The sequence below is a fragment of the Pseudomonas sp. AC070 genome (genome assembly GCF_979258635.1).
Genome location: NZ_OZ409871.1, coordinates 2,517,041 through 2,530,634, shown reverse-complemented (window position 1 = coordinate 2,530,634; position 13,594 = coordinate 2,517,041). Strand labels below are relative to the sequence as shown.

14 protein-coding genes are annotated in these 13,594 nt (G+C 60.5%); 8 read left to right on the top strand and 6 right to left on the bottom strand.

The genetic code is table 11. The features are described from left to right. Positions 1-56: 56 nt before the first annotated feature. From ACZZ0Q_RS11305 to ACZZ0Q_RS11290, 4 genes are all read left to right on the top strand, one after another. Positions 57-677, top strand: a complete 621-nt coding sequence (locus tag ACZZ0Q_RS11305) for a DNA-J related domain-containing protein (RefSeq protein WP_463538924.1) — start codon at positions 57-59, stop codon at positions 675-677. Positions 678-844: 167 nt separating this feature from the next. Continuing rightward, positions 845-1,444 carry a Yip1 family protein gene (locus ACZZ0Q_RS11300; RefSeq protein ID WP_122495962.1) on the top strand — a complete coding sequence of 200 codons (600 nt, stop codon included), beginning with the start codon at positions 845-847 and terminating at the stop codon, positions 1,442-1,444. Positions 1,445-1,554: 110 nt separating this feature from the next. Beyond that, positions 1,555-2,049 carry a SprT family zinc-dependent metalloprotease gene (locus ACZZ0Q_RS11295; RefSeq protein WP_122450888.1) on the top strand — a complete coding sequence of 165 codons (495 nt, stop codon included), beginning with the start codon at positions 1,555-1,557 and terminating at the stop codon, positions 2,047-2,049. Between the two features lie 209 nt (positions 2,050-2,258). Beyond that, the gene (locus tag ACZZ0Q_RS11290) at positions 2,259-2,735 is read left to right on the top strand and encodes a hemerythrin domain-containing protein (protein ID WP_122495958.1); all 477 of its coding nucleotides are present in this window, start codon (positions 2,259-2,261) and stop codon (positions 2,733-2,735) included. Positions 2,736-2,788: 53 nt separating this feature from the next. Here the strand turns inward: ACZZ0Q_RS11290 and ACZZ0Q_RS11285 are convergent, their stop codons facing one another. Together ACZZ0Q_RS11285 and ACZZ0Q_RS11280 are read right to left on the bottom strand one after the other, a co-directional pair. Continuing rightward, positions 2,789-3,736, bottom strand: coding sequence for a methyltransferase (locus tag ACZZ0Q_RS11285; protein ID WP_463542187.1), 948 nt, complete (start codon positions 3,734-3,736; stop codon positions 2,789-2,791). A 21-nt stretch (positions 3,737-3,757) separates the two neighbouring features. Beyond that, positions 3,758-5,191 (bottom strand): iron-containing redox enzyme family protein, encoded by a 1,434-nt coding sequence (locus tag ACZZ0Q_RS11280; protein WP_463538925.1) that lies wholly within the window; start codon positions 5,189-5,191, stop codon positions 3,758-3,760. Between the two features lie 195 nt (positions 5,192-5,386). Between ACZZ0Q_RS11280 and ACZZ0Q_RS11275 the strand changes: the two genes are divergently transcribed. Both ACZZ0Q_RS11275 and ACZZ0Q_RS11270 read left to right on the top strand, forming a co-directional pair. Further along, entirely contained in the window at positions 5,387-6,511 is a 1,125-nt protein-coding gene (locus tag ACZZ0Q_RS11275; RefSeq protein ID WP_463538926.1) for a carboxylate-amine ligase, read from the top strand. Positions 6,512-6,590: 79 nt separating this feature from the next. Then, the gene (locus ACZZ0Q_RS11270; RefSeq protein WP_463538927.1) at positions 6,591-7,640 is read left to right on the top strand and encodes an NAD(P)H-dependent flavin oxidoreductase; all 1,050 of its coding nucleotides are present in this window, start codon (positions 6,591-6,593) and stop codon (positions 7,638-7,640) included. A 4-nt stretch (positions 7,641-7,644) separates the two neighbouring features. Here ACZZ0Q_RS11270 and ACZZ0Q_RS11265 read toward each other — a convergent pair whose 3' ends face one another. The 3 genes from ACZZ0Q_RS11265 to ACZZ0Q_RS11255 all read right to left on the bottom strand — a co-directional run bounded on the left by ACZZ0Q_RS11265 (position 7,645) and on the right by ACZZ0Q_RS11255 (position 10,185). After that, positions 7,645-8,037: a GFA family protein gene (locus tag ACZZ0Q_RS11265; protein WP_463538928.1), complete on the bottom strand. Its 393-nt coding sequence runs from the start codon at positions 8,035-8,037 to the stop codon at positions 7,645-7,647. 76 nt (positions 8,038-8,113) lie between these two features. Next, positions 8,114-8,968, bottom strand: a complete 855-nt coding sequence (locus ACZZ0Q_RS11260; protein ID WP_463538929.1) for a TIGR03915 family putative DNA repair protein — start codon at positions 8,966-8,968, stop codon at positions 8,114-8,116. Continuing rightward, positions 8,965-10,185 carry a putative DNA modification/repair radical SAM protein gene (locus tag ACZZ0Q_RS11255; protein WP_463538930.1) on the bottom strand — a complete coding sequence of 407 codons (1,221 nt, stop codon included), beginning with the start codon at positions 10,183-10,185 and terminating at the stop codon, positions 8,965-8,967. The genes ACZZ0Q_RS11260 and ACZZ0Q_RS11255 overlap by 4 nt, the downstream gene beginning before the upstream one ends. A gap of 212 nt (positions 10,186-10,397) precedes the next feature. Here ACZZ0Q_RS11255 and ACZZ0Q_RS11250 point away from each other — a divergent pair, with 212 nt between their 5' ends. Continuing rightward, the gene (locus ACZZ0Q_RS11250; protein WP_463538931.1) at positions 10,398-10,682 is read left to right on the top strand and encodes a helix-turn-helix transcriptional regulator; all 285 of its coding nucleotides are present in this window, start codon (positions 10,398-10,400) and stop codon (positions 10,680-10,682) included. A 116-nt stretch (positions 10,683-10,798) separates the two neighbouring features. Then, the gene (locus ACZZ0Q_RS11245; RefSeq protein ID WP_463538932.1) at positions 10,799-11,293 is read left to right on the top strand and encodes a GNAT family N-acetyltransferase; all 495 of its coding nucleotides are present in this window, start codon (positions 10,799-10,801) and stop codon (positions 11,291-11,293) included. A 71-nt stretch (positions 11,294-11,364) separates the two neighbouring features. Here the strand turns inward: ACZZ0Q_RS11245 and ACZZ0Q_RS11240 are convergent, their stop codons facing one another. Next, positions 11,365-13,509, bottom strand: coding sequence for a 3-hydroxyacyl-CoA dehydrogenase NAD-binding domain-containing protein (locus tag ACZZ0Q_RS11240; RefSeq protein WP_463560577.1), 2,145 nt, complete (start codon positions 13,507-13,509; stop codon positions 11,365-11,367). Positions 13,510-13,594 lie beyond the last annotated feature (85 nt).

Here is a 13,594-nt window from a genome sequence, read left to right as displayed (position 1 = left end):
TAACCGTGCGAGTTCCGCCACACAAACCCGTGCTTTCGCTGTGCTAGGCTGCCGCCATGACTTCAAACCCCGCCTCCTCCGTACCCTGTGAACTCGACAACAGCCTGGACCTCGCCGACCAGGTGCTTTCGCTATTGCGCGAGGCGCCCGATGGCTGCAGCGAATACCACCTGATTCAGCAGCTGAAAAAACGCCACTCCACGCATATTCCCAACCTCAATCTGGCCGACAAACTCGTGCTGTTTCGCACGCACTTCCTGTTGTTCAACGCGCTGTACCGTCTGCGTGATCAGTTGTGGCAAGCGCAGACTGATCATTTATTGATCAATCCGTTGTGCGTTCAGCTGCTGCCCTACACGCCGGGCGAAGCGCAGCTCCGCGATGCGGATCCACTTCGCGCTTATTACCTCGATATCAGCCATTTGCGCGAGACCAACGAGGCCGATGTGGAGAAACTTCTCACCAGCTTCTGGAAACGCATGCAAGGCGGTGACGAAAAGCGGGCGGCGCTGGAGTTGTTTGAACTGGACACCAGCACCGAGGCGCTCAATCTCGCCACTGTCAAACAGCGTTACCGCCAGCTCGTCAGCCAGCACCATCCCGACCGTGGCGGTAGCACCGCGCGGCTGCAATCAATCAATTTGGCGATGGAAATTCTTGCTCGCTATTACCGCTGACCTTTAGAGACTGATTTGCTCTAAAACCACGCCCCACGCGGCCTCCAGCCCCTGCCTATACTGCGACATACGGTCGCATTGGTTCGGCCCTGCACCCGGTAGCGCTACTCACGCGCCTCGGGCGCTACGCTGGGGGGCGACCGTTATAACAAGAGGAGGTATCTCGCATGATCCATCACGTTTGGGGGCTATTCGCGCATCCTGATCAAGAGTGGCAAGAGATCCGCGGCGAAGAAGAAAGCATCAGTCACATGTATCTCACCCATGTGCTCATCCTTGCCGCGATTCCCGCAGTGTCTGCCTATATCGGAACCACGCAGGTTGGCTGGACGGTGGGTAACGGTACGCCCGTTATGCTCACCGAAGCGAGTGCGCTGTGGATGACGGCCATGACCTACCTGGCAATGCTGGGCGGTGTGGCGGTCATGGGCGCGTTTATCAATTGGATGGCGCGCACTTACGACGCCAGCCCGGACATGGGCCGCTGTATCGTGTTTGCAGCCTACACCGCCACGCCACTGTTTATAGGCGGCCTCGCCGCGCTGTATCCCAACCTCTGGCTCGCCATGGCCGTTGGCACGGCGGCGATCTGTTACACGGTTTACCTCCTCTATGTGGGCATACCCACCTTTATGAACATTCATCAGGACGAAGGCTTCCTGTTTTCCAGCTCTGTGCTGGCAGTGGGGCTCGTCGTGCTGGTAGCGATGATCGCCATGTCGGTGATCTTCTGGGAAATGGGCGTGGGCCCGGTCTACACCAGCTGAAAAACGGAGCCACTGATACAACGAAACCGCCGTTTGGCGGTTTCGTTGTTTTAGGCAAGTGGCAAGCGGCGCGCTTGGGCATAATCGCGCCTGTTATCCGGAGGAACTCGATGCCCGAACTGCTTAATGCTCGTGTCGAGGCTTGTTATCAGCAAGCCGAAGCGTTTTTCAGACGCCGCTTTACCCGCCCCCAAGTCAGCCTCAAATTACGTGGCCAGAAAGCCGGGGTGGCTCACCTTGATGAAAACCTGCTGCGCTTTAACCCTCAGCTGTATCGCGAAAACCAGGAACACTTTTTAAAGCAAACCGTGGCGCATGAAGTCGCGCACATGATCGCCCGCGAAATGTTCGGCCGGCACATTCAGCCCCACGGCGAGGAATGGCAGCTGATCATGCAGGGCGTGTACGAATTGCCGGCCGACCGCTGCCACACGTACGAAATTCAGCGTCGCAGCGTCACCCGCTACGTGTACAGCTGCGCGTGCCCGGACCGCGACTTCCCCTTCTCGGCGCAACGCCACACCTTGGTGCGCAAAGGCCGGCGGTATTACTGCCGCAGCTGCAAAGCCACCCTGGTCTACAGCGGCCAGCAGCGCGAAGAATGACGCTGGCGTGCCCGCCACCGACCCTGTGGCCGCGGCGTGATCGCAGACGTAGCGCCCTATGCCATGGCTTTTTCCCGCGCCGCCAGCTCGCGCAATAACACCTCATCGGCAAACAAACGAAACAGCTCGAACTACTTCGCAGCACGGCCAGTCGGTATTAAAGGCGCGGCGAAGATCACGCCAAATCCGATTAGCTTACGAGGTGAACCATGAACGCGATTGACCTGCTCAAAGCCGACCACAAGGTTGTGCTCGATCTGCTGGAACAACTCAGCGCCACCACCGAACGTGCGGTGAAAAAACGCGTTGAGCTGATCAACAAAATCGAGATGGAGCTGTTCGTCCATACCCATATCGAAGAAGAAATTTTCTACCCGGCCTACAAAAAAGCCGGCGAAAAAGAACAAGCGAAAATGTACTTCGAAGCCATCGAAGAACACCGCGCTGTGGATGCTCTGGTGCTCCCACACTTGAAAGGCACAGCGCCGGACAGTGTCGAGTTTTCCGGCCGCGCCAAAGTGCTCAAAGAATTGCTTGAGCACCACATCGAGGAAGAGGAAGAGTCGATGTTCAAGGAAGCGAAAAAACTGCTGAGTGCAGCCCAGCTCAAAGAACTGGGTGCCGAGATGGAAGCGCGTAAAACCTCGCTGAAGAGCGAGCTGCAGCAACAACGTAGCGCCGCTTAACCGTCACCACCTGGCCAAGCAGACACCACCGGTTCTGCTTGGCCGCCCTCCCCTTAACGCGGCCGCGTAACCCGCAACACCACGGCAGCGATGCGCTCAGCATTGGCATACGCCGGCTCCAACAATTCCTCGCCGAACACATCCGGATCCATTTCCCAGTACTGCCAATCGAACCCGGCTGCGTGCAACAGTGGGCGGATGCTTGCGGCAAACGGATCGTCGCCCTCGACCATGGCCACGCCCGTGTACAACAACAACGTACCGCCAGGGGCCAGACGCTGGAGCGCCGTATCAACGATGGCGATCGACAGACCTGCACCGTGCTCACCACCGCCGTCGCGGTAGGCGCGGCCTTCGGCGTCGGCCATGTACGGCGGGTTGGCGATGATGAGGTCGAATTGCCCCTGCACCTGGTCCAGCAGATTGCTATGAGCAACCTGCACGTTATCAGCGCCGGCCAGTTCGGCGTTTACAGCGGTGTAACGCAGCGCCTGTGGGTTGATGTCCAGCGCTAAGACCTCGGCATCCGGTCGTTCAACCGCGGCCACAATTGCGCCGACGCCTGCACCGCAGCCGATGTCGGCGATGCGCAGCGTCGGCCGCGCGTCGTCGTGGAGATGGGCGAGTAAGGCTTGGACGAAACGGTAGCTATCGGGGCCAAAAAACACGGCGTCCTGTTCTTGCGTGGGAAAGCGCGAGTGTACGAACAGCTGACCATGCAGTGACGACCAACGCACCCGACTCTCCGAGCCTTCGGCGCGCTCGTCCAGACACTTGGCCTCACGCAGCAAAGTCAGTAAGCGGGTATCGAGCACGTCGCCTTTGAACGGCCGGCTCCAGCCAAACACATCGCGAAGGTGAGTGGCGAATTCGTTGCCGGGTCGGGCATTGACGCGTTCGTGGGTCAGCGGGGTAACGGTAGTGAAACGATAGCCAAGCTCCTTTAGCGCCTGGCCCAACTGCACAAGCGCCGAGTGGGATTCGGCACTTGGCTGGGTAATGCCTTGGGTCATGCAGCGCTCCTAGCGAACCAATGTGGACAGAATTCGGGTGGCCATCAAACCGGCCGGGGTGCAATGGGTGGCAGGCCCGGCGAGGCTGAGCAACCGACGTTCACGCTCTTCGGTGCTCAACGTGGCCAGCTCTTGGGCAAGGGCGTATTGCTCACGGTCGATGTCGCTGCTCTCAACCTGGCTACCGAGCGCTTGCGGTTCAACGTAACGGTGAGAGGCGCGCATGCGGCGAGTCGCGTCGGCGTTGATCGCTGGGCGGCGCTTGGTCGGCAGTGCTTCCTGGGTTTGCAGCCAGTCGCCGGCAATCCAGTCGTGCAGCACTTGCAATTCGTAGGGGCTGAACACACCAAACATGGCTGCGCCCTCGCCCTGCACTAAATGCCAGAAACGGCTTTTATCAGGGGCCTGGTTGCGGCAAATCCAACCGCGAGATTGCAGGGCGTCGAGAAAACCGCGAATCGGCTCCGGCCCGCTCAGCCATTCGTTCACGGTACGGCCTTCAATGCGGCAGTAATCCGAATGCACCTGGCCGGCCAGCGAGCGTTTGCTCTCCAACAGGGTGAGCAGCTCGTGCTCCAGGTCGAACGCCTGAACGACCGCATTCGTGCCAAGGCCAAGCTCATTGAGCAGGTAGCCATGGCAGACGCGTCGGTAGAAGTCCTGGCTGTCGCCGACTTGCGGCATGTTGTCCAGCACGGTGCGCACCGCTTTATGTGCGTGGCCGGAGGCGGCGTTATCGATTGTCACGTGGAGTTTGAAGTAGTACGGGTCGATGCCCAGCTCGTCCAATTCATAGGCGCTAATTAACAGGTGCAACGGCAACTGTTCATAACCCAAGTTGTAGCCGATCACTTCTGGCAAGTAATGCTCGGCCAGCATTCCAAGCGACAGCTGAACCGCGCCCTGCACGTAGTTTTCGTCGCCCAGCGTCGCCAGCTCTTCGCAGCCGTGGGTGCTGAGCAATTGCTGGTACATGAGCACATGGTTCATGGCCGGAACGCCGTCGCCGAGTTCTTCCAGGTAGGTTTGCACCAGAAAATTCAAGCGGCTGTCGCGCCAGTGCGGCAACACCCCGTAGAGCCAGGCGCCGTCGACCAACTTGGTCGGCGCCACGGCGCGAAGGAAGTACAGCGCATGGGCTCGGCCGGTGAAAAAGCGCCGGGGCTCACCCAGTTTCCGACCGTGCAGATAGTGGTTGTACTCGGCGGTCGTGCGCGCCGTGCTGGCGCGCATCCAGTGCAACAACTGCTGCGGATTTTCCGGCAGGTCACACGGCAAGCTGGCCGCGTGCTGCAGCTGCGCATCGAGAAAACGCCGCGCGCTATCCAGATACTCGTCTGGCTGACTCAATAATTTTACGTAGAGCTCCTGGGCCGGCCCGCGATGGGGGGTGAGCGTCGCGAAGTCGAGATGTTCCGTATCGACCAGACTCAAGATGGACATTGCATACTCCTGGCAGGCACCTCAACTGAGGCATAGAAGTGGGAGCCAGGGCCGCGCATAAAGATTCCACCTATTCGCTGAACGGTCGGGGCCATGGGCATGCCAGCGCAAACAAAAGGTGGAACCGGGCACCCGGCGCGACCGTCTTTTGCTGTAGCAACGGTGACTCATTCTGCCCGCAAGGACCCCTTCCCCATGGCCGCCATCAAGCCCCTGAATTTCGGCATTGAGGAAGAATATTTCCTCTCCGACCTGACCACCCGCGAGCTGATTCGCGAGCCGGCTAGCGGGTACTTTCCCGCTTGCCGCGAGGCGCTGCCCGATAGGGTCACCGCCGAAATGTTCACCTCGCAGATAGAAGTGGTCACGCCCATTCTCAGCACGCAGCAGGAGGCGCGTGAATGCCTGAGCCATGCCCGCACCACGCAGTCATGGCTGGGCGAAGAACATGGGCTCGGCATTATTGCAGCGGGCACGCATCCGTTGGCGCAATGGCAGGCGCAGCAGCCCACTGATCTGCCCCACTACGACGACTTGTTCACTGACATGCAAATGGTGGCGCAGCGCAGCATTTTGTGTGGCTTGCATGTGCATGTGGGCGTGCCTGGCGACCGTATCGTGGTGATGAACCGCGTGCTGCCCTGGTTGCCCTTGTTGTTGGCACTCAGCGCCTCTTCGCCGTTTTTCGGCGGGCGGCTGTCCGGCTTGCACAGCTACCGGCAAGCGGCCTGTGATGAATGGCCGCGCATGGGCTCACCGGAGCACTTTGACAGCCAGGTTGACTATGAACGCTATGTCGACGCCTTGGTGGAAAGCGGCAGCGTGCGCGGTCGCAGCGATGTGTGGTGGAACATTCGCCCGGCGCTGCGTTTCCCCACACTCGAGTTGCGCGTGACCGATGCCTGCCCGCACTTGGAAGACGCGCTGTGCATCGCCGCGCTGTTTCGAGCATTGGTGACCTACGCCCATCACAACCCCTCCCCTGGCCCGAGCGACACACCTTTACAACGCCAGCTGCTCAAGGAAAACCGCTGGCGCGCCAAACGCTACGGCATTCAGGGTGACTACATTGAACCGGGCACTCAGCGCAGCATCAGCCTTGAACAATGGCTCAGCAAAACCTGGGAAATGGTCGGCGACTACGCCCACGCGGGTGGCGATGACAACGCCTTTGCGCACGCGCAGCGCATGCTCAGCCGGGGCACTAGCGCCATCGAGCAGGCGCAGCACTACCACAGTGCGATGAGACGCGGCGCCTCCACGCTGCAAGCCCTGAGCGGTGTGGTCGATCTGTTGCGCAATCAGACGCTCGCCGTTTAGCAACACGTGCCTCTTGCTGGCCGCGCCGAAGAGCGAAACAATCCGGCACCTCACCGGTAGGCCATCAGGAGTCGGAATCATGAGCGACCGCATCGTGCGTTTGCTGGGCATCAAGCACCCCATCATTCAAGCGCCCATGGTCGGCGTATCAACGCCCGAGTTGGCGGCCGCTGTATCGAACGCCGGAGCGCTGGGCTCTATTGGCCTGGGCGCGAGCAACGCCGACCAAGCGCGCGTGCTGATCGAAAATACGCGCGCGCTCACGGCTGCACCGTTCAACGTCAATCTTTTCTGCCACCGCCCGGCCAAGCCCGACGCGGCCTGCGAAGCTGCCTGGCTCAAACAGCTGACGCCGTTGTTCAACGAACTGAACGCCGCCCCGCCCGAACAACTGAAGGAAAGTTACCGCAGCTTTCTGGCCAGCGAAGACGTGCTGCAGGTGCTGCTGAGCGAGCGGCCAGCGGTAGTCAGTTTTCACTTCGGCCTGCCGTCAAACGAATGGATCGCGGCGCTGAGGAACGCGGGCATCGTCACCCTCGCCTGCGTCACCAGCCCCGCGGAGGCGCAACTGGCTGAAGCCGCTGGCGTTGATGCGTTGGTTGCCCAAGGGGTCGAAGCCGGCGGTCATCGGGGCGTGTTCGAACCGGGCGAAGATCGCCTGCTCGGCACCTTTGCACTGGTTTGCCTGATCGTTCGCGCCAGCTCACTTCCGGTGATCGCCGCAGGGGGGATTATGGACGGCAACGGCATCGCCGCCGCCCTCGCACTTGGCGCCGAGGGCGTGCAGCTGGGCACCGCCTTTATCCTGTGCCCGGAATCAGCTGCAAACGCCGCCTACCGCCAAGCGCTGGCCGGCCCACGCGCCCACCAGACACGCATCAGCGCCGCCATTTCCGGGCGACCGGCGCGGGGCATGGTCAACCGTTTATTCACTGAGTTGGATCAAGGCACCCCGCCGGATTACCCCATCGCCTACGACGCCGCAAAAGCGCTGGTCGCGGCTGCAGCAGCCCAGGGAAATGGCGATTTCGCCGTGCAGTGGGCGGGTCAAGGTGCGCCACTGGCCAGGGCGATGCCGGCGGCAGAATTGGTGGAAAACTTGGTCAACGAATGGCGCGCCGCTCACTGATTCGCTACGTTTCCGAACGCCCCTGGCCCTCGCGATCGCGCTCATAGTGGTGCGCCAACCTAAACGGTGGCAGCCACGCTTCGCGACGCAGGGTCCAGCTTTCGTAGGTGGGCGTGAACTGATCCGGCGCGTCCAGCGCCCCCAGGTTCACCTCCACTTCATCGCCGCTGCGGTTGAACACGGAAGAGCCACAACGCGGGCAGAAAAACCGTTCCCCATAGCTCGCGGTTTCGCCTTTAATCGTCACCGCCTCTTGGGCATATATCGCCGAGGCATGGAACAACGCACCGTGGTACTTGCGACAATCCAGGCAATGACACAAGCCCACCCGATACGGCTGCCCGTTCGCTACAAACCGCACGTTGCCGCACAGGCAACCGCCCGAGAATGACGCCATGGTTGACCTCCGTTGAGGGCTGAGGGTGTTGGGGTAGTGACAGCATCAAGTGGCGCGGCGTTTCGACAAATCGGCGCTAGATCGCCGTCCCACGATCAGCGGGTTTCCCCACAATCCGCTTGCCGCCTTGGCGACTGACTTCCTCTGCTTGCCCATCGCGCTGCTTACCTTGGCGCGCCTGGCCGATCAACTGAGGAATCAGTGGCCCTTCGGATAAATGTCGCCAGAATCGCCCTGGCATGTGCTGGGCCATAACGGTTGGGTTTATCCGGGCCGGGTTAAAAATGTGCCGGTAGTAGGTGCGCCACAACTCGGCGTCAGGGTCTTCAGCGTGTTGCGCCCACTGGCGCCATTGCTCGGGACACTGTTTGCGATAGTCCAGCGTGTGGCCGTCGTAGCGGATGCCGTCTTCAGGCGTGGCGATCAACCAGCGTTCGCGCCCGAGGCGATCAGCAAAATGCCCGCTCGCGCTTTCGAGTACGTCATGGGCCGGTTCATGGAAGGCAACCCAGTCCAACTGCAAATGCTCAACCAGCGCCGGCGGCACCGGAATGAAGCGAAGGAATGCGTGCAAATGGTGAGCTTCGCGGCTGACCTGACGAATACGCCGCTGCAATTCGCTGCCTAAACGATCACCGGCCAGCATGGCGGTGCGATCACCATGGGCCACGCGCCACAACACCTCATAAAGCAAGCTCCAGCGTTGGTCGCCGCGATAGCGACCGGCCTGTTCCAGTTGCGCCAGCAGCGCCGCCGGAATGCGCGGCCGAAACGGCCCGCGGTCGGCTGGCAACGGCGTCGGTTGAGCCAGCAGGTCGTGCATCAGACCTTGCGCCCAGACCACCTCAGCCGGATCCACGCTATGGCTGAGCAGCATGCGGGCCTGCTCGCGCCAGGTGTCGAAGTGGTTGTCGCAATCCAGTGCAATCATCCCCAAAGCCCCATTTGCAGTGGCGCTTGCGGCTCGCGTAGCCGTTCGCGCAACAGCCCGCTGCGCACGCCAGCGTCTGCGGGCCGGTAATCGCTGGTCACGATGAAGGGCCGGGCTTTGTCCAGCACGCAACGCATTTGCACCAGGTCGTCGTAGCGAATCCGTCGTTCCCGGCGAAGCGCCACCAGCCGCTGTACGCTGCGCAGGCCAATGCCGGGAATGCGCGCTAACAGCGCCGGCTCAGCGCGGTTTACGTCCAGGGGGAACACCTCACGATTGGCCAGTGCCCAGGCCAATTTCGGGTCGATATCCAAGGCCAGATTGCCGCCTTCCTTAAGCAGTTCTCCGGCGTTGTAGCCGTAGCCGCGCATTAGAAAATCGGCCTGGTACAGGCGATGTTCACGTAAAAGCGGCGGCGCAGCGTGGGGCACGCTGGTCGGGCTGTCGGGAATCGGGCTAAAAGCTGAGTAATAAACGCGCTTGAGGGCGAAGCCCTGATACAGCGACTCGGCGTTGTGCAGAATCGTGCGGTCATCGGTGGCATCGGCGCCGACAATCATCTGAGTACTCTGCCCTGCCGGCGTGAATCGCGGCGCCCTGGCCTCCCCCGCGACCGCTTGTTGGCCCTGGTAAATGGTGCCCATGGCAGCACGAATGGTGCTGGCGCGTTTTTCCGGGGCCAGCAATTCCAGGCTCGCATCAGTGGGCAATTCAATATTCACGCTCAAGCGATCGGCCAGCCGCCCCGCTTCCTCAATCAACAGCGGGTCAGCATCCGGAATGGTTTTGAGGTGAATGTAGCCGCGAAACTCATGCTCCTCGCGCAGCAAGCGCGCCACACGAATCAGCTGCTCCATGGTGTAGTCAGCCGAGCGAATGATGCCGGAACTTAGAAACAGGCCGCTGATGCAGTTGCGCCGATAGAAATCCAGGGTCAGGCGCACCACTTCCTCCGGCGTGAAGCGCGCCCTGGGCACGTTGCTGGATCGGCGGTTAACGCAGTACTGGCAGTCGTATAAACAGAAATTGGTGAGTAGTACTTTGAGCAACGAAACGCAGCGGCCGTCCGGCGTGAAGCTGTGGCAAATGCCCATGCCATTGGTGGCGCCTAGCCCGTCGCGGTCTTTGGAGCTGCGCTTCGGCGCGCCGCTGCTGGCGCAAGACGCGTCGTACTTGGCGGCATCCGCGAGAATGCCGAGCTTGGCAATGAGTTGCATGGTTCGCGCCCTAACACTGATTATTCATACAGTAGTTCAGGAGCATTCTGGCTTGCAAGCATTGCCTATCCGTGGGCGACCATTGGCCCATTCTGAGATCGCCCCGTCCGGTCATAAGCGCATGCCTAAAGGCGTGCAAGACGTATCCCCAAGAAACGCTCGTAAACGCGTGTTCCGACTTAAGCCTAAATCCACTCGAGGCCACGCCAGACATGGTCGGCCTCACCGATGCAGCAGAACTCATGGGGATGTCGCGGCAAAACATGCGCAAGTTGATGCTCAACAATGCCGAGTCGTTCCCGGCGCCGATTCGTGAAGGCACTGCGTCCATCTGGCATTTATCGGAAATTCTTGCGTGGATGCAGTCGCGCGGCATTTATGCGCTGGCCCAGGACCTGGTCAAAATATCGCAACTCGCCATGCACGTTAACGTTGCCAAAGAGCAAAAACGGTTGCGCGCCCGAAACTGGTTCCAGCCCGGCATTCAGATGAGCTGACCGTGACGTGTATGGGAAATTTGCCCGCGATCTGACTCTTTTAGATAGCGCAACAGAGCCGCTAGGATCTGCGATTGCACGCCAATCGGCACGCCAAGCCAGAGTCAGGAGCAGGCATGAACGATATCCGCGCCAACATTCAGCTTCCCCACTTACAGACGCGGCGAGTGGGCCCCAGCGATCTGGAGCTGATTTGCGCTCACCGCGAAGCCATGTTTCTGGAAGCGGGCCGCGATGCCGGCGAGTTGCAGGAAATGACCCAACATTTTCGCCCGTGGTTGCAACCGCGCTTGAACGACGGGCGCTATTACGGGTTCGTGCTGACGGATAACCAGCAGACCGCTGCCACTATCGGTTTGATGAGCATTGAATGGCCGCCCCATCCCTCGCACCCGAGCGAGGCACTGCGCGGCTATGTGCTGAACGTTTACGTCGAGCAGGCCTATCGGCGCCAAGGGTTGGCTACGGCCTTGATGCAACTGGCAGAAGCAGAGTTCGCGCGGCGCGGTATCAGCTTCGCCGTGCTGCATGCGACCGAAGCGGGTAAGCCGGTTTATGAAGGGTTGGGTTGGGGTGCCACCTCGGAGATGGCCAAGTGCCTGAACGCTTGAGCAAGCGCAGGCACGTCTCTACATAGAACCTCTCCCGACACCCTATCGAGAGAGGCTCTTTAACGACGCCTTTAGAAGGTTTGCCCGTTCGCAGCTTTTTCCAACAGCAGCGCAGGCGGCAGGAAGCGGTCGCCGTACTGTTCAGCCAAGTACTGAGCCCGCGCGACGAAATCCTGCAGCCCGTATTGGTTGATGAACTGCAAGGCGCCGCCGGTCCAGGCCGCAAAACCAATGCCGAAGATGGAGCCGATGTTGGCATCCGCCGTCGACAGCAACACGCCCTCTTCTACACAGCGAACGGTTTCGATGGCCTGAATAAACAAAATGCGGTCGCGAACATCCTCTTGGGAAATTTGCGCGTCTGCCTTTTCAAAACGGGCTTTGAGTTCCGGCCAAAGAAACTTCTTGCCGCCTGCCGGGTACTCATAGAAACCACTGCCTGCTGCTTTGCCGGGGCGTTTGTATTCGTTGAGCATCAGGTCGACCACGGCAAAGGCGGGGTGCTCCGGCATCTGCTTGCCTTCAGCTGCCAGATCCTTAACCGTTTGTTGGCGAATGTGGTTCATCAGGCTCATCGACACTTCATCGCTGATGGCCAACGGCCCGACCGGCATACCCGCTTTACGCGCTTCGGTTTCGATCATCGCTGCGCTCACGCCTTCACCCAGCATGGCCAGGCCTTCGTTGGTGAACGTGCCAAACACCCGCGAGGTAAAGAAGCCGCGGCTGTCGGTAACCACGATGGGCGTTTTGTTGATTTGCATAACGTAGTCGAAGCCGCGCGCCAGGGTTTCATCGCTGGTGTGCGCGCCCTTGATGATTTCCACCAACGGCATTTTGTCGACCGGGCTGAAGAAATGCAGGCCAATAAATTTGTCCTGTTTCTCCACCGCTTTCGCCAGGCCTGTGATCGGCAAGGTGGATGTGTTGGAAGCAATCACAGCATCCGCCAGGGCATGACGTTCAGCGGCGGCCGTCACTTTGGCTTTCAGGTCACGGTCTTCGAACACGGCTTCGATGATCAAATCGCAGCCACTGAAATCCGCCTCATCAGCAGACGGTGTGATGCGAGCCAGAATGCCGTCGCGTTTCTCGGCAGTCATCTGGCCACGGCCGACCTTTTTATCAAGCAAGGTGGCCGAGTAGCTTTTGCCTTTCTGCGCTGCTTCCAGCGACACATCTTTCAGCACCACTTCAATGCCCGCCACCGCGGACACATAGGCGATGCCCGCCCCCATCATGCCGGCCCCGAGCACGCCGACTTTTTTGGTGACGTACGCCGGCTGCCCCTTGGGCCGCGAGCCGCCCGCGTTAATTTCATTGAGCTGAAACCAGAACGTGCCGATCATGTTTTTCGCCACCTGGCCGGTGGTCAGTTCGGTGAAATAGCGGGCTTCGATAAGCTGCGCGGTATCGAAATCGACCTGCGCACCTTCCACCGCAGCGCACATGATTTTCTCCGGTGCCGGAAAGCAGCCTTTGGTTTTGTCGCGCAGCACCGAGGGCGCGATGGCGAGCATTTGCGCCACGTTGGGGCTCGACGGCGTGCCGCCAGGGATCTTGTAGCCCTTCACGTCCCACGGCTGCACGGCGTTGGGGTTGGCGGTGATCCAGGCGCGCGCCTTGGCGAGCATGTCGTCGCGGTCGCTGGCGATGTCATGAATCAGCCCGGCTTTAAGCGCCTCGGCCGGCCGAACTTTTTTTCCTTCGGCCAGGTACGGCAGCGCTTTCTCCAGCCCGAGGATGCGCACCATACGCACCACCCCGCCGCCGCCCGGCAACAGGCCGAGCGTCACTTCCGGCAGGCCCAACTGCACGCTGCTACTGTCCAGCGCGATGCGGTGATGACAGGCCAGGCAAATTTCCCAACCGCCGCCGAGCGCAGCGCCGTTGATGGCCGCCACCACCGGTTTGCCCAGGGTCTCCAGGCGCCGCAGTTGGCCTTTAATGTTGAGGATCATCTGGTAGAACGATGCAGCGTCGGCCTTGGTAACTTTCACCAGCTCATTCAGGTCGCCGCCCGCGAAGAAGGTTTTCTTCGCGGAGGTAACGATCACCCCGGCAATATCCGCCTTCTCGGCTTCCAGTCGGGCCACGGTGGCGGCCATGGCCTCACGGTAATCGGCGTTCATGGTGTTGGCACTTTGGCCGGGCATATCGATGGTCAGAACGACGATATTGTCCTGGCCTTTTTCATAACGGATGGCGTCAGTCATTTCTTTTCCTACCCCGATAGTGGGGAAGCCGTTCAGAGGCGCAGCGAACTGAGCAGGCAAGTCGAAGGCCGGCTGAGAACGCGCA